11 protein-coding genes and 1 pseudogene are annotated in these 21222 nt (G+C 69.6%); 4 read left to right on the top strand and 8 right to left on the bottom strand.

The genetic code is table 11. The features are described 5' to 3' along the window. Both MFF42_RS03295 and dapF read right to left on the bottom strand, forming a co-directional pair. Positions 1 to 517 (bottom strand): annotated as a pseudogene (locus tag MFF42_RS03295) (tRNA (N(6)-L-threonylcarbamoyladenosine(37)-C(2))-methylthiotransferase MtaB); the annotation flags it as partial. Beyond that, on the bottom strand, positions 514 to 1404 hold the full coding sequence (gene dapF / locus MFF42_RS03290) for a diaminopimelate epimerase (RefSeq protein ID WP_238254488.1): 891 nt from the start codon (positions 1402 to 1404) through the stop codon (positions 514 to 516). The gene dapF and the pseudogene MFF42_RS03295, both read right to left, overlap by 4 nt. A 174-nt stretch (positions 1405 to 1578) precedes the next feature. Between dapF and MFF42_RS03285 the strand changes: the two genes are divergently transcribed. After that, positions 1579 to 2328 (top strand): GyrI-like domain-containing protein, encoded by a 750-nt coding sequence (locus MFF42_RS03285; protein ID WP_238254487.1) that lies wholly within the window; start codon positions 1579 to 1581, stop codon positions 2326 to 2328. Between the two features lie 60 nt (positions 2329 to 2388). Beyond that, entirely contained in the window at positions 2389 to 3162 is a 774-nt protein-coding gene (locus MFF42_RS03280) for an endonuclease III domain-containing protein (protein WP_238254486.1), read from the top strand. Here the strand turns inward: MFF42_RS03280 and MFF42_RS26440 are convergent. Further along, complete coding sequence (locus MFF42_RS26440) at positions 3159 to 4277, bottom strand: SPL family radical SAM protein (RefSeq protein WP_306423474.1); 1119 nt, start codon at positions 4275 to 4277, stop codon at positions 3159 to 3161. The two genes, MFF42_RS03280 and MFF42_RS26440, sit on opposite strands and share 4 nt — an antisense overlap. Before the next feature lie 105 nt (positions 4278 to 4382). Between MFF42_RS26440 and MFF42_RS03270 the strand changes: the two genes are divergently transcribed. Next, positions 4383 to 4655: a hypothetical protein gene (locus MFF42_RS03270; protein WP_238254485.1), complete on the top strand. Its 273-nt coding sequence runs from the start codon at positions 4383 to 4385 to the stop codon at positions 4653 to 4655. Between the two features lie 56 nt (positions 4656 to 4711). Next, positions 4712 to 5041, top strand: a complete 330-nt coding sequence (locus MFF42_RS03265; protein ID WP_238254484.1) for a YnfA family protein — start codon at positions 4712 to 4714, stop codon at positions 5039 to 5041. Between the two features lie 21 nt (positions 5042 to 5062). Here MFF42_RS03265 and glgB read toward each other — a convergent pair whose 3' ends face one another. The 5 genes from glgB to treZ all read right to left on the bottom strand — a co-directional run bounded on the left by glgB (position 5063) and on the right by treZ (position 21177). Beyond that, a complete protein-coding gene (gene glgB / locus MFF42_RS03260) occupies positions 5063 to 7420 on the bottom strand; it encodes a 1,4-alpha-glucan branching protein GlgB (RefSeq protein ID WP_238254483.1) in 2358 nt (785 codons plus the stop codon). 69 nt (positions 7421 to 7489) lie between these two features. Beyond that, positions 7490 to 10756, bottom strand: a complete 3267-nt coding sequence (gene treS, locus MFF42_RS03255; protein WP_238254482.1) for a maltose alpha-D-glucosyltransferase — start codon at positions 10754 to 10756, stop codon at positions 7490 to 7492. Between the two features lie 170 nt (positions 10757 to 10926). Then, entirely contained in the window at positions 10927 to 14301 is a 3375-nt protein-coding gene (locus MFF42_RS03250) for a maltotransferase domain-containing protein (protein ID WP_238254481.1), read from the bottom strand. A 133-nt stretch (positions 14302 to 14434) separates the two neighbouring features. Next, the gene (locus tag MFF42_RS03245; protein WP_238254480.1) at positions 14435 to 19375 is read right to left on the bottom strand and encodes a malto-oligosyltrehalose synthase; all 4941 of its coding nucleotides are present in this window, start codon (positions 19373 to 19375) and stop codon (positions 14435 to 14437) included. Further along, positions 19372 to 21177, bottom strand: coding sequence for a malto-oligosyltrehalose trehalohydrolase (gene treZ, locus MFF42_RS03240; RefSeq protein WP_238254479.1), 1806 nt, complete (start codon positions 21175 to 21177; stop codon positions 19372 to 19374). Before treZ ends, MFF42_RS03245 begins: the two co-directional genes overlap by 4 nt. Positions 21178 to 21222: the final 45 nt, after the last annotated feature.

The raw sequence follows: 21222 nt of genomic DNA, 5'->3' as shown, positions 1-21222 counted from the left end.
GCTCGACGATGCGGCGCACCTGCGCCACCGCCTCGGCGATGGGGACCGAGCGGGAGTTTCCGCGGCCGAACGGAATGATGCAGAAGGTGCAGCGATGGTCGCAGCCGTTCTGCACCGGTACGAAGGCGCGGGTATGCCCGCTCATGGCGGCGATGCGCGTCGGCTCGGCGGCTCGCACCGCCATGATGTCCTCGGACGGAAGCACGGCGCCGTCGCGCCAGCTCTCCGGCCTGAGCTTCGCCGCGTTGCCGACGAGGCGCGCCACCTCCGGCATCCCGGAATACTGCGCGCGCTCGACCTCGGCGCCGCAGCCGGTCACGACGATCTCGGCGCCGGGCCGCGCGCGGGCGAGGCGCCGGATCGCCTTGCGGGCCTGCCGCCCAGCCTCCGCAGTAACGGCGCAGGTGTTGACGACGACGAGGTCGCGGCCCTGCGCGCCGGCCTCGGCATGGCCGCGCAGCACCTCCGACTCGACGGTGTTGAGACGGCAGCCGAAGGTGAGCGTCTCGACGCTCACCCGTCGAGTCCGGCGAAGAGGTCGGGCGCGAAGGTGCCCTCGCCCTCGAGGAAGACCGGGCCGGTCATCAGCACGTGGTCGTCGGCGCGCCACTCGATCGCGAGTTCCCCGCCGGGAAGCGCCACGCGGGCGGCGCGGCCGATCATGCGCAGGCGCGAGGCCGCCACCACCGTGGCGCAGGCGGCCGTGCCGCAGGCGAGCGTCAGCCCGGCGCCGCGCTCCCAGACCCGCAGCTTGATCGTGTCGCGGCCGGTCACCTGAGCGATGGAGATGTTGGCGCGCTCCGGGAAGATCGGGTGCGCTTCGAGCAACGGGCCGATGTGGCCGAGATCGTAGCTGTCGGGGTCGCGCTCCACGAAGAAGATCGCGTGCGGATTGCCCATGCTGACGGCGGCGGGCGAGTGCAGGATCGGGTCGTCGATCGGCCCGACCTGAAGCTCGATGCGCCGGGTATCGGGGAAGGGTTCGGCGAGGGGGATCTCGTCCCAGCGCAGGCGCGGCTGGCCCATATCGACGGTGAAGGAGCGGTCGGTCACGCGCTTGACGGCGACGAGACCCGCCTTGGTCTCCAGCGTCAGGCAGCCGTTCTCGGCGGGCCGCGCCATGGCCGGATCGTCGAGCAGCGCGTAGCCGACGCAGCGGGTGCCGTTGCCGCAGGCGCCCGATTCCGAGCCATCGGTGTTGTAGATGCGCATGAAGGCGTCGGTGCCCGGCGTGACGGGGTCGTGCACCACCATGAGCTGGTCGAAGCGCGAATGCGCGTCGGCGGCGATGGCGCGGGCCTCGGCCGGGGCGACGCGAATCGAGCTGCCGCGCAGGTCGAGTACGACGATGGCGTTGCCGGCACCGTGCATCTTCAGGAAGCGGCGCTCTGCGAGAGGGCTCATCGGACCTCTGACGACCTTGTCTGCGGGAATGTGGGGGATGGCGCGGCGTATAGGGCAAAAGCCCGCCGCCCGCGAGTCGGGAGGTATGGCCCGCATCGTCGCGCCGCAACGGTCTCGCGCGGGGCGCGTTTCGGCCCTACCCTGCCGGCATCGGCCACTCGGAGCCTCACCGCCTTGACCCGTCTCGCCACCCTCGCCGCGGGCCTGCTGGCTCTCGCTCCCGTCCTGACCTCCGCGTCCCTCGCCCAGAACGCACCGCCGCCCAGCACCGCCCCCTCCCCCGCCGAGACGAACCCGCTGCCGACGACCACCGTGCCGGACACCTCGAAATCCGGCCCCGATCCGGCATCGCCCGCGCCCCAGCAGGTGCCGATCCCGCGCCCGGCGCAGTCCGGCGCGGCGCGGACGGTCACGCCGCCGCCCTCGACGTTGCCGACGCTGGTGCCGACGCCGGCCGAGCCGAACGACGTCGATGAGGTCACGCTGCCGGCCAAGCCCGTGGCGATCCTCGCGGGCGAGACAAAGTGGGAGGAAGCGCGGGCGAACCTGCGGAAGGCCTTCAAGACCATCGGCGACACGCTGACCAAGCTGAACCTCAAGCCGGCGGGGCGCCCGATCGCGCTCTTCACCAAGACCGAGGATGACGGCTTCCAGTACGAGGCGATGATCCCGATCGAAGCGGCGCCCGGGCAGCCCGCCGAGGGCGGCGACGTGAAGTTCGGGTCAAGCCCGAGCGGGAAGGCCCTGCGCTACCGGCACAGCGGCACCTACGAAGAGATCGACGGCACCTACGAGACGCTGATCGCCTATCTCGATGCCAAGGAGATCCCGGTCCAGGATCGCTTCCTGGAGGAATACGTGACCGATCTCGGCGAGGGTGCCGACGAGAAGCTCGACATCAACATCTACGCGCTCGCCAAGTAGCCGCGAAGTCGGGATGTCGCGGGCCGGGAACCGCCGAATCCCCTCGCGGATTCGGCTCCCATGCCCCTGTTCCACGACACCGCCCTCCCAGCCGCCCCACGTCAGCGACGCCGCGAAACGACGGACGACGCGTCCGCGACGCTCAAGGACAAGGCGCTCGAAATCCACCGCCGTCTCTGCGGCGTCTACGAGTGCCCGATTCCGTACTTCCACAGCCTCGATCCGCTCTCCGAGCTGATCTCCTCGCTGCTCTCGCACCGGACCCGCAACGCCGATTCCGGCCGCGCCTTCAAGGCGCTTCGGGCGCGGTGGCACGACTGGGCGGCGGTCGAAGAGGCCGATGTGGCGGAGATCGAGGAAACGATCCGCGGCGTCACGTGGCCGGAACTCAAGGCGCCGCGCATCAAGGCAGTGCTCTCCGCCGTGCGGGAGCGGGTGGGGGCACTCTCCCTCGATGTCCTCGAGACGATGAGCGTCGACGAGGCGCGCGGCTGGCTCGAAGCCATTCCCGGCATCGGCCCGAAGACGAGTGCCGCCGTCCTGTCGTTCTCGACCTTGCGGATGCCGGCCCTGCCGGTGGACAGCCACCATCACCGCGTCGCCCAGCGCACCGGGCTGATCGGCCCGAAGGTCGATGTCGGGCCGAGCCACGCGGTGCTGCGGGCGCAACTGCCCGAGGATTGGTCGGCGCAGGCGCTCTACGACAACCACGAGATTCTGATGCTGCACGGCCAGCGCGTCTGCTTCCACCGCTCCCCGGCCTGCGGACGTTGCGTGCTGCTCGACATCTGCCCGACGGGGCAGGCCCGCGGGGCCAAACCCGAGCAGGCTTAAGTCCAGTAGAGGATGCGCGCGCCCGGCAGACGGGCCGCGACCCGCTCGGTGAGGTGCGCCCGCATCGCCTTCATCAGGTCCCCGGGAAAGACGTACTTCACCGAGCCGAACTTGGTGAGCTTGCGCGTCCGCTCGGCCTCCCGCATCGGCAGGTCGGAGCCGGGATACCAGCCCTCCAGCACCGTCTTCGAGCCGGGCGTGAAGCGGTGGGTGATGAGTTCGACCGTCAGGTCCGGCTCGCTCACGTCCGCCAACGCCTCGGCCGCGTCGCGCAACAGGGCGTCGTAGGCCTCCTGCCAATCCTCCACCGGCAGGATCGGCGCGATGGTCAGGCCGACGGGGTAGCCGGCACGGGCGAGCGCGCCCATGGCGGCGAGCCGGTCGGCCAGCGGCGCGGTCCCACCCTCGTAATGCGCCGCCGCCGCGGCGTTGACCGAGAAGCGCACCCGCGTGCGCCCGCGATGCGGCAGGTCTAGAAGGGGTTCGACGGCGGCGAACTTGGTGGTGAAGCGAAGCTGCACCGGCGCCTCCCAGGCGCCGAAATGGCGGATCGCCGCCGAGAGCGATCCGGTGAGATGCTCGATCCCGAGCGGGTCGGTGTAGCAGGACGCCTCGAACGTCGTGCCCTCCGCCGCCCGCGCCTCGGACGTGCTGGTGACGCCGCCCTGGCCGAGATAGCTGTCCAGATTGCCGAGGATCGCGTCGAGGTTGGCGTAGACGCGGGTCACCGGCGGCCCTGTCAGCGAGCCGGCGAGGTAGCAGTACTGGCAATGCGCCGGGCAGCCCTCGGCGAGGTCGAAGCGCCAGTCGGCGCTCGGCGGGATCGGCTGCAGCTTCAGCTTCGTCGGCGGTGCGGTGACGACGGCGAGCGTCGCCTTGGCCTGCGCGTAGGCCCGGCGCGGATTTTCGTCGTCGCGCAGACCGGTGAGGCGATTGCTCTTCAGCCGCTCGACCGGGAGCCCGAGCGCTTCCGCCCGCGCCACGATCTGCCGGCCATGGGCGTGGTCGAGCGCGGCCGGCGTCACCAGCACGCGGCGCGGCTGCCAGAGGCGCGCGGGCCGCCGGCGTTCTGCCGGCGGGCGGGGGCGCGGTTCCTCGGTCAGGAGCAGGGTCATGCCGCACCAACCCGCGCCGCCGAACGAAGGTCCGAGGGTGCGTCGCTTCGGAACCGGGAACGGATTTGCGCGCTGTTTCGGCGCGTAAAGAGAGCGGAGCGGTCGATGACGGAGCTGGAAACGAAGCGCGCGGCCATCGCCGAGCTTCTCGCGCGCATCGAGGGCCTCGACCCGCGGGACCGTTCAGTCCTGGACGAGCGCGTCGATCTGGCGGTGGAGCGCTTCGACCCAGGAGCCCCGGAGCCATCCGATCCGGCCCGAGCCGACCTGCACCGGCTGATCAGGGATTTTCGCGACCTGCGGGATCTGCCGGCCGACCGCAACAACGTGCGGCTAGCCGAGAAGGGCGAGGTGTTCGCGCCGGAGGACGATGCTTGATCGCCGATTGATCGGTCCGGCTTGGCAATAGGCCGATCCCGCGCCAAGCGTTGCGGATGAGCAAGACCCTCCTGGCCTACTCCGCGGCGGCCCTGGCGGAGATCGCCGGATGCTTCGCGTTCTGGGCGTGGCTTCGGCTCGGGCGATCCATTTGGTGGGTGGCGCCAGGGCTCGTCTCGCTGACGCTGTTCGCCTGGCTCCTCACCCTGGTCGAGAGCGAGGCCGCGGGCCGGGCCTACGCCGCCTATGGCGGCATCTACATCGTCGCCTCGATCCTCTGGCTCTGGGCCGTCGAAGGCCACCGGCCCGACCGCTGGGACATGACCGGCGGGGCGATCTGCCTCGCCGGGATGGCGGTCATCCTGTTCGGCCCCCGGAGCGGCTGAGCGCTCCGGGAGAACGAAGGGTCAGCCTTCGCGGATCAGGATCAGGGTCGAGAGCGGCGGCAGGGTCAGGCTCAGCGAGTGCGGCTGGCCGTGGCTCTGCTCGGGCTGGCTCTGCACGCCGCCCATGTTGCCGACATTCGAGCCGCCGTAGCGCTCGGCGTCCGAGTTGATCGCCTCGCGATAGAAGCCGGCGGCGGGAACACCGACCCGGTAGCCCTCGCGCGGCACCGGGGTGAAGTTCGAGACGACGATGACGACCTCGCCCTCCGCCTTGCCCTTGCGGGCCCAGGCGATGACCGAATTGTCGGAATCGTCCGCCACCAGCCACTGGAAGCCGCCCGGCTCGACGTCGCGGGCGTAGAGCGCCGGGGTCGCCGTGTAGACGTGGTTGAGGTCGCGGATCAGGTCCTTGACGCCCGCGTGCAGGGGATCGTCGAGCAGGTGCCAGTCGAGGGAGTGGTTGTGGTTCCACTCCCGCTCCTGGCCGAACTCGCCGCCCATGAAGAGCAGCTTCTTGCCGGGATGGCCCCACATGAAGCCGAAATAGGCGCGCAGGTTCGCGAATTTCTGCCAGCGGTCGCCCGGCATCTTGCCGAGCAGCGAGCCCTTCCCGTGCACCACCTCGTCGTGGGAGAGCGGCAGCACGAAGTTTTCGGAGAAGGCGTAGAGCAGGCCGAAGGTCAGGTTGTGGTGGTGGTAGCGCCGGTGGATCGGATCCTCCGACATGTATTTCAGGGTGTCGTGCATCCACCCCATGTTCCACTTGAAGCCGAAGCCGAGGCCGCCCGTATAGGTCGGGTGCGAGACGCCGGGCCAGGAGGTCGATTCCTCGGCGACCGTGATCGTGCCCGGCGCGTGGCTGTAGGTCGCCTCGTTGGTCTTGCGCATGAAGTTGATGGCGTCGAGATTCTCGTTGCCACCGTACTGGTTCGGGATCCACTCGCCCGCGCGGCGCGAGTAGTCGAGGTAGAGCATCGAGGCGACCGCATCCACGCGCAGGCCGTCGAGGTGGTAATGCTCCAGCCAGAAGCGGGCATTGGCCGTGAGGAAGGCCGAAACCTCGGTCCGGCCGAAATTGTAGATGTAGGTGCCCCAATCCTGGTGGAAGCCCTGGCGCGGGTCGGCGTGCTCGTAGAGATGCGTGCCGTCGAACAGGCCGAGCCCGTGGGCATCGAGGGGGAAATGCCCCGGCACCCAATCGAGCAGGACGCCGATGCCGGCTTCATGCGCCGCGTTGACGAAGGCGACGAAGTCGTCGGGCGTGCCGAAGCGGCTGGTCGGCGCGAAGAGCGAGACCGGCTGATAGCCCCATGAGCCGTCGAACGGGTACTCGGTGATCGGCAGGAGCTCGATATGGGTGAAGCCGAGTTCCTTGACGTAGGGAATCAGCCGCTCGGACAGCTCCTTGTAGGTGAGGTAGCGGTTGCCCTCGCCCGGCACCCGCGCCCACGATCCGAGGTGAACCTCGTAGACCGACATGGCGGCGTGGCGCGGATCCTTCTGGCCGCGCGTGTCCATCCAGGCGTTGTCGTGCCATTGCGGCTCGTTGAGGCCCTGGAGCACGGAGGCCGTCTGCGGCGGGTGCTGGGCGCGGAAGGCGACCGGATCGGCCTTCAGCGGCAGCAGCGACCCGTCGGGGCCGCGGATCTCGAACTTGTAGTTCTGCCCGGCCTTGAGACCCGGCACGAAGAGTTCCCACACGCCGCCGTTGAGCCAGAGCCGCATCGGGTGGCGCCGGCCGTCCCAATCGTTGAAGTCGCCGACCACGCTGACCCGGCGGGCGTTCGGCGCCCATACCGCGAAGCGGAAACCGGCGATGCCATCGAGTTCGCCGGCATGCGCCCCGAGCACGCGGTAGACGAGGTTGCTGCCGATCTGGCGCAGGCCCTCGATCTCGCTCTGCTCGAGCGAGGGTCCGAAGCCGTAGGGGTCGTGACGGCGGGCGCTGGTGCCGTCCCAGGCTTCCACCTCGATCTCGTAGAGGGGACGGCCGTCGCCCTTCACGCTCGCGACGTAGAACCCGTCCGGGTGGACCCGCTCGAACGGGATGCTCTGCCCGCCCGTGATCAGACGGGCCGCCTTGGCCTCGGGGAGGATCGCGCGGATCTCCCAGGCCCCGGGGCCGACCTGATGCGGGCCGAGCACGCCGAAGGCGTCGCCGTGATCGGCCGCCATCACGGCGGCGATGGCGTCGGGGTGGAGGTGGGTGTCGCGCGGCTGCGACGCGGGCCGGCCCACGCGGGGCGCCCCCCCGTCACCGCCGAGCGAATCCGCCGGCCGGGGCGCGCGCGGCGCCTCGGTCGAGCCTGACTTGTTCGGGACGTTCGTGGCGGACGGCCCCTCGTTTCGAGCCGCGGCCTTGTCGTCCAGAGCCGTCATCCAGTCACCTCTCTCAGGGGATCGCTCTCGGGCCGGCGCGGGGATCGGCCCGGCACGAGAGCGCGATCATCACACGGAAGCGCGGTCGCGCTTGGCTTCATCCAATATGTTGAGAACACCCCTTGCCGGGATTTCGATCCAGTCGGGGCGGTTGTTGACCTCGTAATCGACCTCGTAGAGCGCCTTCGTCAGCAGGCTCAGGCGGAGCAGGCAGCGATGCGTCTCCGCATCCTCTACCGCCGCCCGGCTGCCGGCCACGGCCTGCCCGTAGCCGTCGAGGAACGCTGCATCGATCATGCCGCGCCACGCGATCGCCGCGTTGCGGGCCCGCTCCTCGCTGTCGCCGAAGCGGGCTGCGATCTCGCGGACCACCGTCTCGGCACCGTAGGCGAAGGAGCGCAGCATGCCCGCCACGTCGCGCAGCGGCGTCGACTTGGCCCGGCGCTGCTCGACGGGACGCGAGGGCTCGCCCTCGAAATCGACGATGATGAGATCGCCCTCCGAGGCGAGCACCTGGCCGAGATGGTAGTCGCCGTGGATGCGGGTCTTGGTGGCGCCCCGCAGCGGGCCGGCGGCCAGTTCGTCGATGAGCGCCTCGACCTCGCCGCGGCGGGCGGCGAGCGCCTCGCTCGCCGAGCCGGGCGACCACGCGGTGATGGCGTCGAGCCCCTTGAAGGCGCGGGCCGCCTGATGGCGGGCATCGTCGGCGAGCGCGGCCATATCCTCCGCATCGAACGGCTCGACCGCGAAGGCCGGGTCGTCGGTCTCGATGGCGAAGGCCCGGTGCAGCTCTGCGGTGCGCTGGCCGAGCAGGATCGCCCAGCGCAGATGCGCGTTGAAGGCGTCCTCCGGGGACGGCGCCTCGCTCTCGGGGGCGAGCACCACGGTCTCGAAGTCGCGCCGCAGGCCCTCCAGCATCAGCGTCCAGGCATCACCCTGGTTGAGGACGAATTTCTGCAGGAGCGCCAGGGCGGTCCGCGTGCCGTCCTCGGCGACGTGCTCCACAACGCCGAGCAGCGCGGGCGTGTTGGCGAAATGCGCCTGCTCGGTGAGGAAGCGGCCGATCTCGATCTCGGGATGCGTGCCGGGCTGAAGCCGGCGCAGGAGCTTGAGCATCATCCGCGCGCCGATGGCGATCGAGGTGTTGCTCTGCTCCGCCGAGAGGCGGCGCACGTCGGCGGCGTCGAACGGCACCTCCGGGTCGTAGGCCGAGGTGGTCGAGAAGACGACGCTGCCGCGCTCGGACGGGATCGTCACGCCGTCGCGCATCGCCTCGATCAGGGCGACCGTGAAGGGCGCGGCGGCGGCGGCCTCGTAGAGGAGGCCGGTGCGCGGCCCGCGGCGCACACGGGCGACCGCGTGGTCCATCAGCGCCTCGTCCTCGCGGCCCTCCTCGACGGCGAGCGGCACGAAGTAGTCCTGGCGCTCGCCGTTCGCGAGGGTCACCGCCACCCGCGGCAGCAGGAACTTGCCCTCGCCGGACGCATCCTTGACGATCGCGCTGTCATCGACCTGCACCGACTTGATGCGCGAGCCCTTGGCACCGAACCAGCGCCGCGAGCCGATGAAGGGCGGGGCGACCGTGCGCTCGAAGGCGGTGCGCTCGCGGCCCTTGATCAGGGTCTCGACGCCGCCGGTCAGCACCAGGGTGAACAGTTCCGGGCTCTGCGGCTGCGGCCCGATCTCGCCGGTATTCGCGACCGAGAGCGAGAACCAGTAGAAGCCGTAGGCCGGGAGCGTCAGCAGGTAGGGCAGTTCGCCGATGGCCGGGAAAGCGGTGCCGCCGGTCAGCTCGATCGGGATCGCACCGCGCAGATCCGACAGGTCGAGCTGGACCGCCTGCGGCGCCCGCGAGAGGTTGGCGACGCAGAGGATGCGCTCGTTCTCGTGCTCGCGGATCCAGGCGAGCACCTTGCGGTTCGTCGGATAGAGGAACTGGATCGCGCCGCGCCCGAGGGCGACGGAGTTGTTGCGGATCGCGATCATGCGCCGCGTCCAGTTCAGGAGCGAGGTCTGCGCCTGAATCTGCGCCTCGACGTTGATCGCGTCGTAGCCGTAGATCGGGTCCTGGATCGCGGGTAGGAACAACTTCTGCGGGTTGGCCCGCGAGAAGCCGCCGTTGCGGTCCGGCGACCACTGCATCGGCGTGCGCACGCCGTCGCGGTCGCCGAGATAGATGTTGTCGCCCATGCCGATCTCGTCGCCGTAGTAGAGCACCGGCGTGCCGGGCATCGACAGGACGAGGGACTTCATCAGCTCGATCTTGCGCCGGTCGTTCTCCAGGAGCGGCGCGAGGCGGCGGCGGATGCCGAGATTGATGCGGGCCCTGCGCTCGGCGGCGTAGAACGACCAGAGGTAATCACGCTCCTCCGCCGTCACCATCTCGAGCGTCAGCTCGTCGTGGTTGCGCAGGAAGATGGCCCACTGGCAGCCCTCGGGGATCTCCGGGGTCTGGCGCATGATGTCGGTGATCGGGTGCCGGTCCTCGCGGGCGATCGCCATGTACATCCGCGGCATCAGCGGGAAGTGGAACGCCATGTGGCATTCGTCGCCGTCGCCGAAATACTGCGCCGTCTCCTCCGGCCACTGATTGGCTTCCGCCAGCAGCATCCGGTCGGGATAGCTCTCGTCGAGCGCCGCGCGGATCTTCTTGATGACGTCGTGCGTCTCGGACAGGTTCTCGCAGTTCGTGCCGTCGCGCTCGATCAGGTAGGGGATCGCGTCGAGGCGAAGCCCGTCCACGCCCATGTCGAGCCAGTAGCGCATCACTTCGATCACGGCCTCCAGCACGGCCGGGTTGTCGAAGTTCAGATCGGGCTGGTGCGAGTAGAAGCGGTGCCAGAAATACTGCTTGGCGACCGGGTCCCAGGTCCAGTTCGAGGCTTCCGTGTCGAGGAAGATGATGCGCGTGTCGCTGTACGGCTCGTCGGTGTCCGACCAGACGTAGAAGTTCCGTTCGGGTGAGCCGGGAGGCGCCTCGCGGGCGCGCTGGAACCAGGGATGCAGGTCCGAGGTGTGGTTGATGACGAGCTCGGTGATGACGCGCAGGCCCCGCTCGTGCGCCGCCGCCACGAAGGCCCGGAAATCCTCCATCGTCCCGTAGGACGGGTTGATGTCGCGGTAGTCGGCGATGTCGTAGCCGTCGTCGCGCAGCGGCGAGGGATAGAACGGCATCAGCCAGATCGCCGTGACCCCGAGGTCGCGGACGTAGTCGAGCTTCTGCGTCAGCCCCTCGAAGTCTCCGATCCCATCGTTCGACGAGTCGAAGAACGACTTGACGTGGATCTGGTAGATGATGGCGTCACGGTACCACTGCGGATCGCTGCGATCGATCATCCCGTCGCTGCCTCACGTCACTTTCGAGAGCGGAACCGGGCCCTGCGGCGCCGGACTGCGAGCCTCCTCGGCCCGCTTCTTGGCAAGAACACGACGGTGACCGCCGCATTCCGCCCGATCTAGAGCGCCCCGCGCCGAAAGTGGAGGCCGCTTCGGCGCGGGAGCGAATGTCAGGAGCGCCGGGGGCGAAGCCGCCAGACGATCGCCGAGCGGTCGGCCGGATCGAGGGCGATCCGGTGGCTCTTGCCGTAGAGCTCGAACTTGTAGCCCGCGAGCAGATCCTCGACCTCGACCGCCCCGTCATCGGGCAGACCGAGCAGCCAGAGCGGCACCTCGTAGGTGCATTCCTGGCGGTTCCTCGGGTCGAGGTTGACCATCACGAAGACGCAGTTGTCCCGCTCCGGCGTCACCTTCGCGTAGGCGATGATGTTGTCGTTGAAGGCACCCGTGAAATGGATGTTCCGGAAGTCCCACAGGGCGGGGTTGTCGCGGCGGATCTGGTTGAGCTTGATGATGTGCTCGCGGATGTTGCCGGGGCGATGGTAGTCCCAGGCCTTCAGCTCGTACTTCTCCGAGTCGAGATACTCTTCCTTGCCCGGGTAGGGCGCGGCCTCGCACAGCTCGAAGCCGTTATAGATGCCGTAGATCGAGGAGAGCGTCGCCGCCAGCGTCGCGCGGACAATGAAGCCCGGCCTTCCGCTCGTTTGCAGGTAATAGGGATTGATGTCCGGTGTGTTGGCAAAGAAATTCGGGCGGTAGTACTCGCCCATCTCGCCGGCCAGCTCGAGGGCGTACTCGGTGAGCTCCGCCTTCGTGTTGCGCCAGGTGAAGTAGGTGTAGCTCTGCTGGTAGCCGGCCTTCGCCAGCTTCTTCATCATCTTCGGCCGGGTGAAGGCTTCCGCCAGGAAGATCGCGTCCGGATACTGCGCGTTCACTTCACCCAGCATCCACTCCCAGAACGGGATCGGCTTGGTGTGCGGGTTGTCGACCCGGAAGATGCGGGCGCCGTGGGCGCACCAGCCCAGCACGATGTCGCGCAGCTCGATCCAGAGCGAGGGCAGAGCCCCGCCGTAGAAGTGGACGTTGGAGATGTCCTCGTACTTCTTCGGCGGATTCTCGGCGAATTTCAGCGTGCCGTCCGGTCGCCACTCGAACCATTCGGGGTGGTTCTTGATCCAGGGATGGTCGGGCGAGCACTGGATCGCGAAATCGATGGCGACTTCCATGCCGTGGGCGTGGGAGGCTGCGACGAGCTGGCGGAAATCCTCCAGCGTGCCGAGCTCGGGATGCACGGCCTCGTGGCCGCCCTCCTCCGAGCCCACCGCGTAGACCGAGCCGACATCGCCCGCTTCCGCCTTGAGCGTGTTGTTCTTGCCCTTGCGGTTGGTCTTCCCGATCGGGTGGATCGGCGTGAAGTAGAGCACGTCGAAGCCGAGTTCGCGGATCTCCGGCAGGCGGCGGATCACGTCCGCGAAGGTGCCGTGGCGGTTCGGATCACCCGATTGCGAGCGCGGGAAGATCTCGTACCAGGCCGAGAACCGGGCGGCGAGGCGGTCGGCGATGACCGGGATGTTCACCGGATAGCGCGAGAGGTTCACCCGCTCGGCGTTGCGGCGGATGAGCGCCGTCGCCTCGGGCGCCAGAATCTTTTCCAGGATCACGGGCGAGCCCTCGGGCTCGGCGGCAAGCGAGCGGATCAGCGCGTCGAGCCGCTGCTTGTCGGCCCCGCTCGCCAGATCCTCGGCGATCTGGATCAGCTCGACGCCCTCGATCGTCTCGAGGCGCACATCCACGCCGGCATCGCGTTTCTTGAGGGTGTCGCGCACCCAGGAGGAGAAGCCGTCGCGCCACGCCTCGATGGTGAACTCGTAGCGGGCGTTCCGCTCCAGCGGGAAGTGGCCGGCCCAGCGGTCGTTGTCGACGAAGACCATCGGGTCGCGCCGCCACGTCTCCTCGCCGACGACGCGGGAGAGGATCGCCGCGTTGATGATCTCGTGGCCGTCGGAGAAGATGTCGGCCTCGACGCGCACCTGCTCGCCGACGACGCGCTTCACCGCCGAGCGACCGCCGTCGATCTCCGGCGTGACCGCCTCGATGACGACGCGGCCCTTGCCTTGGGGCGTCGTCGGGAGCGGCGGGGCGGCGACCATCGCGCGCTCGGCCACGAGGATACGCAGCTCGCCCGGCTGGAGGTCGATGCTGGCGCCCGGATGGAAGGCGATGGGTTCGGCTTCGGGCGTCCGGTCGAGGAAGGTGCCGAGCTGGCCGCCGGTCCGCTCGATCAGGCGGCCGGCATCGACGGGCGCGGGCTTGTCGCCCGGATTGTACAGGACGAGCGTCGCCGAATGCGCCGAGGCGGCGTGGCCAGTATCCGTGCGGAACAGGGCGGTGAAGGGCGCGTCCGGCGCCGAGAGGCGCATCTGCGCGCCCTCGACATTCGCGGCCGGGATCTCGGCCTTCAGGGCATTGATCGCCGCGATGGTGGCGGAGATGTCGATGCCGGTGTCGTGCTCGCGCGAGCCCGGATGGGTCTCGACCACGTGCAGCGCGCGGCGATAGCCCCACTCGTAGCCGATCGGCATCAGCACGCCGGCCGAGAAGAAGGCCGCGAGGGCGTAGCGCGTCTTCAGCCGCCGGGCGACCGCCTCCGCCCCGCCGGGGATGTCGGCGGCGAGCCGGCTCATGTCGTGGTTCTCGGGGAAGGCGATGGAGGGCGCGACCACCCGCAGCCGCTCGTACTGCTCCAGGGCCCAGGGCGCCTTGAGGTTCCACCACGCGAAGGAGTTGAACAGGTAGTCGAAGCCGGCGCCCGCCGTCGCCTGCGCCTCCTCGAAGGTACAGCCCAGGGTCTCGGCGGCGAACAAGGTCTCGGGCTCGCGCTGCTTGGCGGCCTCGATCAGGGCGCGCCAGACATCCGGCGGCACCTTGTAGGCGGCGTCACACCGGAAGCCGCGGACGCCGAGGCGCTGCAGCCGGCCGATATAGCCGTCGAAGATGCGGACCAACTCGCCCCGAGCCTGCTCGGAATGGTAGTCGAGTTCGATTAGGTCGCCCCAGACCGTGCGCTTCGACGGATCGTCCGGATCGATCGCCGCCGGGCTCACCGGCTTGCCCTCGGCATCGCGGACGAACAGGTCGGGCCGCTCGTGGAACAGGCGGGCGTTGTCAGCGGTGTGATTGATGACGAGGTCGCTCATCACCGAGACGCCGTGCGACTCGGCCGCCCGGCAGAACCGCGCGAGCTGCTCGTCGTCGGGCGTGCCGTCCGCGTCGCGGAACCGCTCGTCCAGAGCCTCGAGATCGGCCACGGCGTAGAGGCTGCGCGAGCCGCCGGTCTGGTGGAACGGGTTGAGATAGACCCAGTCGAAGCCGAGACCGGCGATGCGCGGCAGCTCCGCCGTCCAGGCCGAGACCGTGCCGACGAGGAGCGGGAACAGGTTGTAGATGCGCGGCCCCTCGGCGCGGGGTGCGAAGGCGGCCGGCAGGGCCACCGTCTCCGCCCCAGTGCGGGTCGCGGGCGCCATCGCGGTGTTCGGTGCGTTCATCGATCGCCTCCGTCTTGTCGCTTCACGCCTTCGCGCGTTCTGATGGGTCGAGGCCGTGGGGGTGGCTGTCTCGTAACGCCCGCGGGCCCGGTCCGGTCACGGCGGCTGTGACCGGAAATTCCGTGCGGCGCCCTCAGGCGGCCCGCCGCAACACCACATAGGGCAGCGTTGCGAAGAGTTGACCGAGGTCGAGCCGGCCGCCCTCGCTGGCGAGTTCGCCGCCGCCGACGACGTCCACCCACCGACTGCCTTCCGGTACCGGCAAGGCCGTTCCGACGAAGGCCTCGCCCGACCAAGCCGATTCGGGCGTCAGCCGTGCGACGAGGCGGGGCACCGCCACCAGCAGGTCGTCCTCGCCGGAGGTCGCCGCGGAGCGAGTGAAGGCGACGACGTGATCGGCGCGCCCACCCTCCGCGACCAGCGGCCGGTAGTCGGCATCGGCGTAGAAGGCCGGGCGCGCCGCCCGGTCGGCGAGCAGGCGGGCCAGCGTCGCCTGCTTGACGCGGCCGTCGGTCCAGGCGCCGATCAGCGCGGCCGGCGCGCCCCCGGCCTCCAGCGCCCGCGCCCGCTCCTCGTAATCGACCGGCCGGCGGTTGTCGGGATCGACGAAGGAGAAGTCCCAGAACTCGGTGCCCTGATAGGTGTCGGGAATGCCCGGCAGGGTGCATTTGAGAACCGTGCGCCCGAGCCCGGCGATCATGCCGAGGAAGGCGAGCCGCCGCACCAGCGGCCGCAGCCGTTCCAGGCAATCGGAGCCGGGGGTGATCAGGGCCGCGAAGAGCGCGTGGACGGCACCCTCGTAGCCCTCGTCGACGTTGACCCAGCTCGACCGGCGCTTGCTCTCGCGCAGGGCCTTCTCGGCATAGGCGTCGAGCCGCTTGCGGAAATCCTCAATCGCACCGGCGTCGTCGCGCTCCAGGAGCTCCAGCGGCCACGCGCCGAGGATCGCCTGGAGGAACATCCACTGGTCGTTGGCGTCGGGCGCCGGCTCGCCCTCGATCGGCTTGATGTGGCTTTCCGAGGCGCGCCGCCACGTATCCCAGGCGCGCGCCCATTCTTCCGGCAGTTCCGAGAGGGCGAGCTGGCGCGAGCGCGCATCCTCGCCGCGCTTGGTGTCGTGGGTGGCCGTGGTGATCATCGCGTTCGGCCAGTCGCGGGCCCGCGCGGCCTGGAGCGCGTGGAAGTGCTCGGCGTCGAGGCCGTACTCGCCGGGATCGCCGCCGACCTCGTTGAGGGCGAGCAGCTCGACGAAGCGGTAGAACAGCGTGTCTTCCAGGCTCTTGGCCATGACCGGGCCGGTGAGCTGCTGGAAACGGCGGCGGAAGCGCAGCACGACCTGCTGATCCGGGTGTCCGGCCCCGCCGACATCGATGCGGCCGAGCAGGGCGTCGGCGGCGAAGTCGTGCACGGACCGATCCGGCAGGGCGCTCCAGCGCTTGGCCTTGCGCACGGCGCCCTCGATCAGGCGCACGTCCTCCAGCTCGATCTCGGTCTCGTCGAGGTCGCCCGGCAGGTAGGAGCGGTAGACGGGGAAGCGCGCCACGATCTCGATCAGCGCCCGGCGGATCGCGTTGGTGGAGAAGTCGCGGGTGCGCCGGTCGGAATCGGCGATCTGCTTGAGGTCGCCGGTCATCACCTCGAGTTCCGAGGCGAAGCTGATCTCCAGAATCTCCGCCTTGGCGGCCCGGAACTGGAAGCCGTAGGGCTCGTCCATATCGGTGGCCCACCGATAGAACTTCTCGATGCGCGGCTTCAGCGCCTTGTCGACCAGGATGCCGTCGAGCTGGTTCAGCACGTCGTAGCCGGTGGTGCCGGCCACCGGCCAGTCGCGCAGCTTCTCGCCGGGCTCCAGAATCTTCTCGACCACGATGTAGAAGCCGGGCCCGACCGCCGCCTGGAGCGCGCGGGCGTAGCCGAGCGGGTCGGCGAGACCGTCGATATGGTCGATGCGCAGGCCATCGATCCGGCCCTCGCCGATCAGGCGGAACAGCAGGTCGTGCGACCGGGCGAAGACGTCGGACAGCTCGACGCGCAGGCCGGCGAGCGAGTTCACGTCGAAGAAGCGGCGATAGTTGATGTCGCTCGACGCGATCCGCCAATGGGCGAGCCGGTAGGATTGCTGTTCGAGCAGCCGGTGCAGCGGTCCGAAGCTGTCGGGATAATCGCGATTGCCGTTGAGGAGATGCAGCGCCCGGTAGATCGAGGCGGCGATCTGCGGCGAGGCCCGCACGGCACCGGCCAGCTGGCGCTTCAGTTCCTCGGCGACCTCCGGCATGGCCCGGCGGCGCTCGGGGTTCGTCTCCTCGCCCATGGCGCGCAGGCGCTCGGTGATCGAGAGCACCTCCGCTGACATGTCGTCGCCGATCTCGCCGAGCGCCGCCAGCGCCCGGTTCAGGATCGTCGGGTATTGCAGCGGGCAGATCGGGAACTGATGCTCGTAGTGCCAGACGCTGAAGGCGCCGGCGCCCTCATCGAACCGCAGTTCCAGCGTGCCCTTTTCCAGCGCCTCGCCGTAGCGCTCGCCGAGGAAGGGGATGACGAGCTTGCCGTTGGCGCCGAGCCGCTCCCAATCGATGTCGAAGGCGTTGGCCGCGGGCGACAGGCCGCCCCATTCGAGCACCGAGAGCCACCACGGATTGTCGGCGCCGCCGACGCCCATGTGGTTGGGCACGATGTCGAGCAGGAGCTTCAGGCCGTGCGCGTGGAGCGCATCGGTGAAGCTGCGGAAACCCTCCTCGCCGCCGATCTCGGGGTTGATCTGCGAGTGATCGACGATGTCGTAGCCGTGGGTCGAGCCCGGCCGCGCCCGCTGCAGCGGCGAGGCGTAGACGTGGCTGATGCCGAGCTTCGCGAGGTACGGGACGATCTTCTCCGCGTCGGCGAAGGTGAAGCCCTCGTGGAACTGCAGCCGGTAGGTCGCCCGCGGCGGGGCCGAAGCGAGGCGTGCGGCGCCCGAGCGCGGCCCGCGCTCCTCCGCCGAGAGGGCGGCGGCGAGCTTGGCGAGCGGACCGCCCGGCGCGGCGATGGCTTCCAGGTTCCGGTCGAGCTTGCGCCGCCAGTTCGGGTAGCCCTCGGTCGAGCCCGGCACGTTGGCCTGGGAGAGTTCGCCGACCACGTCCTCGTACTGCACGGCGGTGAGGATCGAGGGCGCGCGGGCGAGGTAGCGCGCCGCGGCCTCGAAGGGCGCGTGTTCCGGCGGCTCGGAACTCGGCACGAGCTGCTCCGAGGCCAGGGCCTCGGACAGGCGCCAGCGCTCGGCGACGCGCTCGGTGCGCTCGGCCTCGGCCCGGTCGGCATCGTAGAGGCCGAGCGATTGCCGCGTGTCGGTATCGACCCCGCGCCACCAGCCGACGAAGGTCGGCAGGTCGTGGGTGGTGATCGCCGTGAGTGCGTCCTTCGGATAGGCCTCGGGCGCCTTGAAGGCGCCGCCATGCTCGCGCTCGAAGGCGAGGATGCGGTAGCTCAGGATGCCCGACGACATCAGCGCGTCGGAGAAGCCCTCCGGCGCGGTGCCGAGATCCTCGGCGATGACGAGGCACTTGGCCCGGTGGCTCTCCAGCCGCAGCACCGCCAGCATCGGCTCGAACGGCATCGCGACGTAGGCACCCTCGCGGGCGGACTTGCCGAGCGGGATCAGGAACAGGCGCGCGAGCTGGAACGCATGGTCGATGCGGATCGCGCCGGCATGGCGCATGTTCGCCTTCACCAGCGCCCGGAACGCCTTCAGGCCGTCGCGCTCCATCTCCAGGGGATCGAAGGCGGGCAGGCCCCAATCCTGGCCCTTCGGCGCCAGGAGATCCGGCGGCGCGCCGATCGAGACGCCGTTGGCGAAGCGCTCGGGGTGCGACCAGATCTCGGATCCGCCCCGGTCGGCGCCGACCGCGAGGTCGCGGTAGAGTCCGAGCCGCATGCCGGCCTTGAGCGCCGTCTCGGACGAGGCCTTGAGCTGGCTGTCGGCGAGGTATTGCAGGAAGACGTGGTAGGCGATGCGCTCGGCGTGGCTCTCGGCGAAGGCGTGCACGGCGTCCGTCCCGGCGCGGCGGTACTCCTCCGGCCAGTCGCCGAGCCAGTGCGCGCCCTGTTTCCGGAAATGCTCGGAGAGCGCGTCGAAGGTCGCATGCGATTCGAGGTTCTCGCCCCCCTCCTCGCGGAACGTGGCGAAGCCGGCATCCTTGCCGGCCCTCGCGTCCGACCCTTCCCAATAGGCTTCGAGGATGGGCGAGAGCACCTCCCACACGCCGGCATGATCGACGAGGGACGTGTCGCGCAACGCCTCGATGCGGGCGCGGTGGCTCTCGAGAAGGTCGGCCGCGGGGCTGCCGGCAAAGCCCGGCAGCGCGCCCGGCTCGATGTAGAGCGTTTCGAGGAACAGCCGTGAGGACGGCGAGTACGGCGAGATCTTCGCCCGGTCGGTCGGGAACAGGGCGTGGGCCGGGCTGAGACCCAGGAACGAGGCGCCGCGAAGGGCGGCATCGCGGGCGGCGCGGCCGGCATCGGCGTAGGTGCCGATACCGAGGTTGCTCGGCGATCGCAGACCGTAGAGCTGCGCGGCGAGCCCCCAGTCGCGGGCGCCGTCCTCGGCATAGGCGCGCGGACGCCAGCAGCGCTGGGGCGCCGCGACGATCCAGGCCTGCGCCCGGCGATCGCCCACTGTGACGGTGAGCTGGTGATAGCCCGGCGTCAGCGGCGGCAGGTCGAACCCCGCACCGTCCTCCGAGGCGGTGAGCGTGGCGCGTCCCTCGCGGGAGCGGTCGTGCTCGTCCACCAGCCGCCACGCGACGGCACCCGAGGTGACGCCCATCCGCACCGGCACGCGCAGGCCGCGGCGCGCCTCGGCCGACAGAAGAGGCGGCACGACGTTGGCGCGCACGGCCTCGACCGCCTCGAGGCTTTTCCGGATCGCGTCGTCGTCGCCGGCGGAGAAGCCCAGGGCTTCGAGCATGCCGCGGCGAACGTCGAGCGGCGTATCGATTCGCTGCCCGAAGGCGTCGGTGAATCCGTCGGCGATGCCGACGAGGTCGGCGAGACGTTCCAGGGCACTCACGTCCGAAACACCCACGTCCGAGCCGGTCACTTGGCGCCCCCGATCAGGAAGACGCCGGTCCAGGAGGAGAGCTGCAGGGCCTGCCGCGACACGCCGTTCGACCAGATCACCTGTCCGTCATCCACCTTCGCCTCGTAGTCGTCGTCGCCGACATTGGCGATGAAGCGCAGCCAGCCGTTCTCGTAACGCCACGTGCAATCCACCACGCCCGGCGCCGGGATCTCGGCCCTGGCGCCGAGGAACCGGCTCTTGGTGAGCGGCACGACGCTCTGCCGGCGAATCTGAAGGAGGTTGCGGGTGTCGGCCCAGACGGCGCGGTGCGGCTCGGTCTCGGCCTCGTCCCAGTCGATCTTCGAATCTTCGAAGGTCTTGGCCTCGGTCGGATCGGGGATGACGGAGGTGTCGTCGGCAAAGGCCGCGAAGCTCTTGAACTCGCGGCGACGCCCCTCGCGGACCGCCTTGTTCAGTTCCTCGTCCGGCGCGAAATCCACGAAGAACAGGAACGGCGCCGAAGCCGACCATTCCTCGCCCATCCATAGCATCGGGATCTGCGGCGCGAGCAGCAGGCCGGCGCGGGCGAGCGCGAGCTTCTTCGGGTCCGAGAGGTGGCTCAGGCGCTCGCCGAGCGCGCGGTTGCCGACCTGATCGTGGTTCTGAAGGAAGGTGACGAAGGCAGAGGGCGGCAGGTGCGCCGAGGGCTCGCCGCGGGGATGGTTGTCGAGGGTCGGGAAGGGCTCGCCCTGATAGGCGAAGCCCTCCGCGAGGCAGCGCGCCAGATGCTCGACCGGCTTGTCGGCGAAGCTCGCGTAGTAGCCGGCATCCTCGCCGGTCAGCAGCACGTGCCAGCAATGGTGCAGGTCGTCGGCCCACTGCGCACTGTGAAGGAGCGGCCGGCCCTCGTCGTCGCGTTCCAGCCAGCGCGCCTGGTTGGCCTCGTTCTCCAGGATCAGGTGGACATGGCGATCCGGGAAGGTCGTGCGGATCGTCTCGCCGAGTTCGGCCAGGAAGTGTTGTTCGGAGTCATCGAGGATCGCGTGCACCGCGTCGAAGCGGATGCCGTCGAAATGATATTCCTTCAGCCAGTAGAGCGCGTTCTCGATGAAGAAGTCGCGCACGACCGGGCCCGACTCCTTCCCGTCGAAATTGATGCCGGCGCCCCACGGGGTCTGGTGGCGCTCGGTGAAGAAGGTCTTGGCGTAGGAATGCAGATAATTCCCGGCCGGGCCGAAGTGGTTGTAGACGCAGTCGATCAGTACCATCAGGCCCTTGGCGTGGGCGGTGTCGATCAGGTGCTTGAGCTCGTCCGGCCGGCCATAGGCCGAATCCGGGGCGTAGGGCAGGACGCCGTCGTAGCCCCAGTTGCGGGTGCCCTTGAAGTCGGCGAGCGGCAATAGCTCGATCGCCGTCACGCCGAGATCGACCAGATCGTCGAGCCGCTTCTCCAGGCCCGCATAGGTGCCCTCGGGCGTCGCGGTGCCGACATGCAGCTCGTAGACGACGGCCTCTTCCCAGTGACGTCCGGTCCACTCGCCGTCCGACCACGCATAGGCGTTCGGATCGATCACTTCGGAGGGCGAGGAGACGTCCTCGGGCTGAAACCGCGAGGCGGGATCGGGCACCACGAGATCGCCGTCGATGCGGAAGCCGTAGCGGGCGCCGGCCTTCACGCCCGGAACCGTCGTGCGGCGCCAGCCCTCGCCGACATCGGGAATCGGATGGTCGGCCCCATCCACGACGAGGGTCACGTCCTTGGCGGTCGGCGCCCAGAGGGCGAACCGCACACCGTCCTCGGCAAACTCGCTGCCGAACCGCATCGCATGGGCGCGCCGCATCAGGCCACCGGTCTCCGCTGGAGTAAAAGTGCCTCACGAAACTCC

It is taken from the genome of Methylorubrum podarium (assembly GCF_022179745.1).
GTDB lineage: Bacteria > Pseudomonadota > Alphaproteobacteria > Rhizobiales > Beijerinckiaceae > Methylobacterium > Methylobacterium podarium.
Note: the sequence above shows the minus strand (reverse complement) of the source record. Positions and strands in the feature narration are given on the sequence as shown.

Coding starts and splice junctions, on each gene's coding strand:
- dapF (WP_238254488.1), bottom strand. CDS start 1,404: ATGAGCCCTCTCGCAGAGCGCCGCTTCCTGAAGATGCACGGTGCCGGC.
- MFF42_RS03250 (WP_238254481.1), bottom strand. CDS start 14,301: ATGAACGCACCGAACACCGCGATGGCGCCCGCGACCCGCACTGGGGCG.
- treZ (WP_238254479.1), bottom strand. CDS start 21,177: ATGCGGCGCGCCCATGCGATGCGGTTCGGCAGCGAGTTTGCCGAGGAC.
- MFF42_RS03265 (WP_238254484.1), top strand. CDS start 4,712: ATGAGCAAGACCCTCCTGGCCTACTCCGCGGCGGCCCTGGCGGAGATC.
- glgB (WP_238254483.1), bottom strand. CDS start 7,420: ATGACGGCTCTGGACGACAAGGCCGCGGCTCGAAACGAGGGGCCGTCC.
- treS (WP_238254482.1), bottom strand. CDS start 10,756: ATGATCGATCGCAGCGATCCGCAGTGGTACCGTGACGCCATCATCTAC.
- MFF42_RS26440 (WP_306423474.1), bottom strand. CDS start 4,277: ATGACCCTGCTCCTGACCGAGGAACCGCGCCCCCGCCCGCCGGCAGAA.
- MFF42_RS03280 (WP_238254486.1), top strand. CDS start 2,389: ATGCCCCTGTTCCACGACACCGCCCTCCCAGCCGCCCCACGTCAGCGA.
- MFF42_RS03270 (WP_238254485.1), top strand. CDS start 4,383: ATGACGGAGCTGGAAACGAAGCGCGCGGCCATCGCCGAGCTTCTCGCG.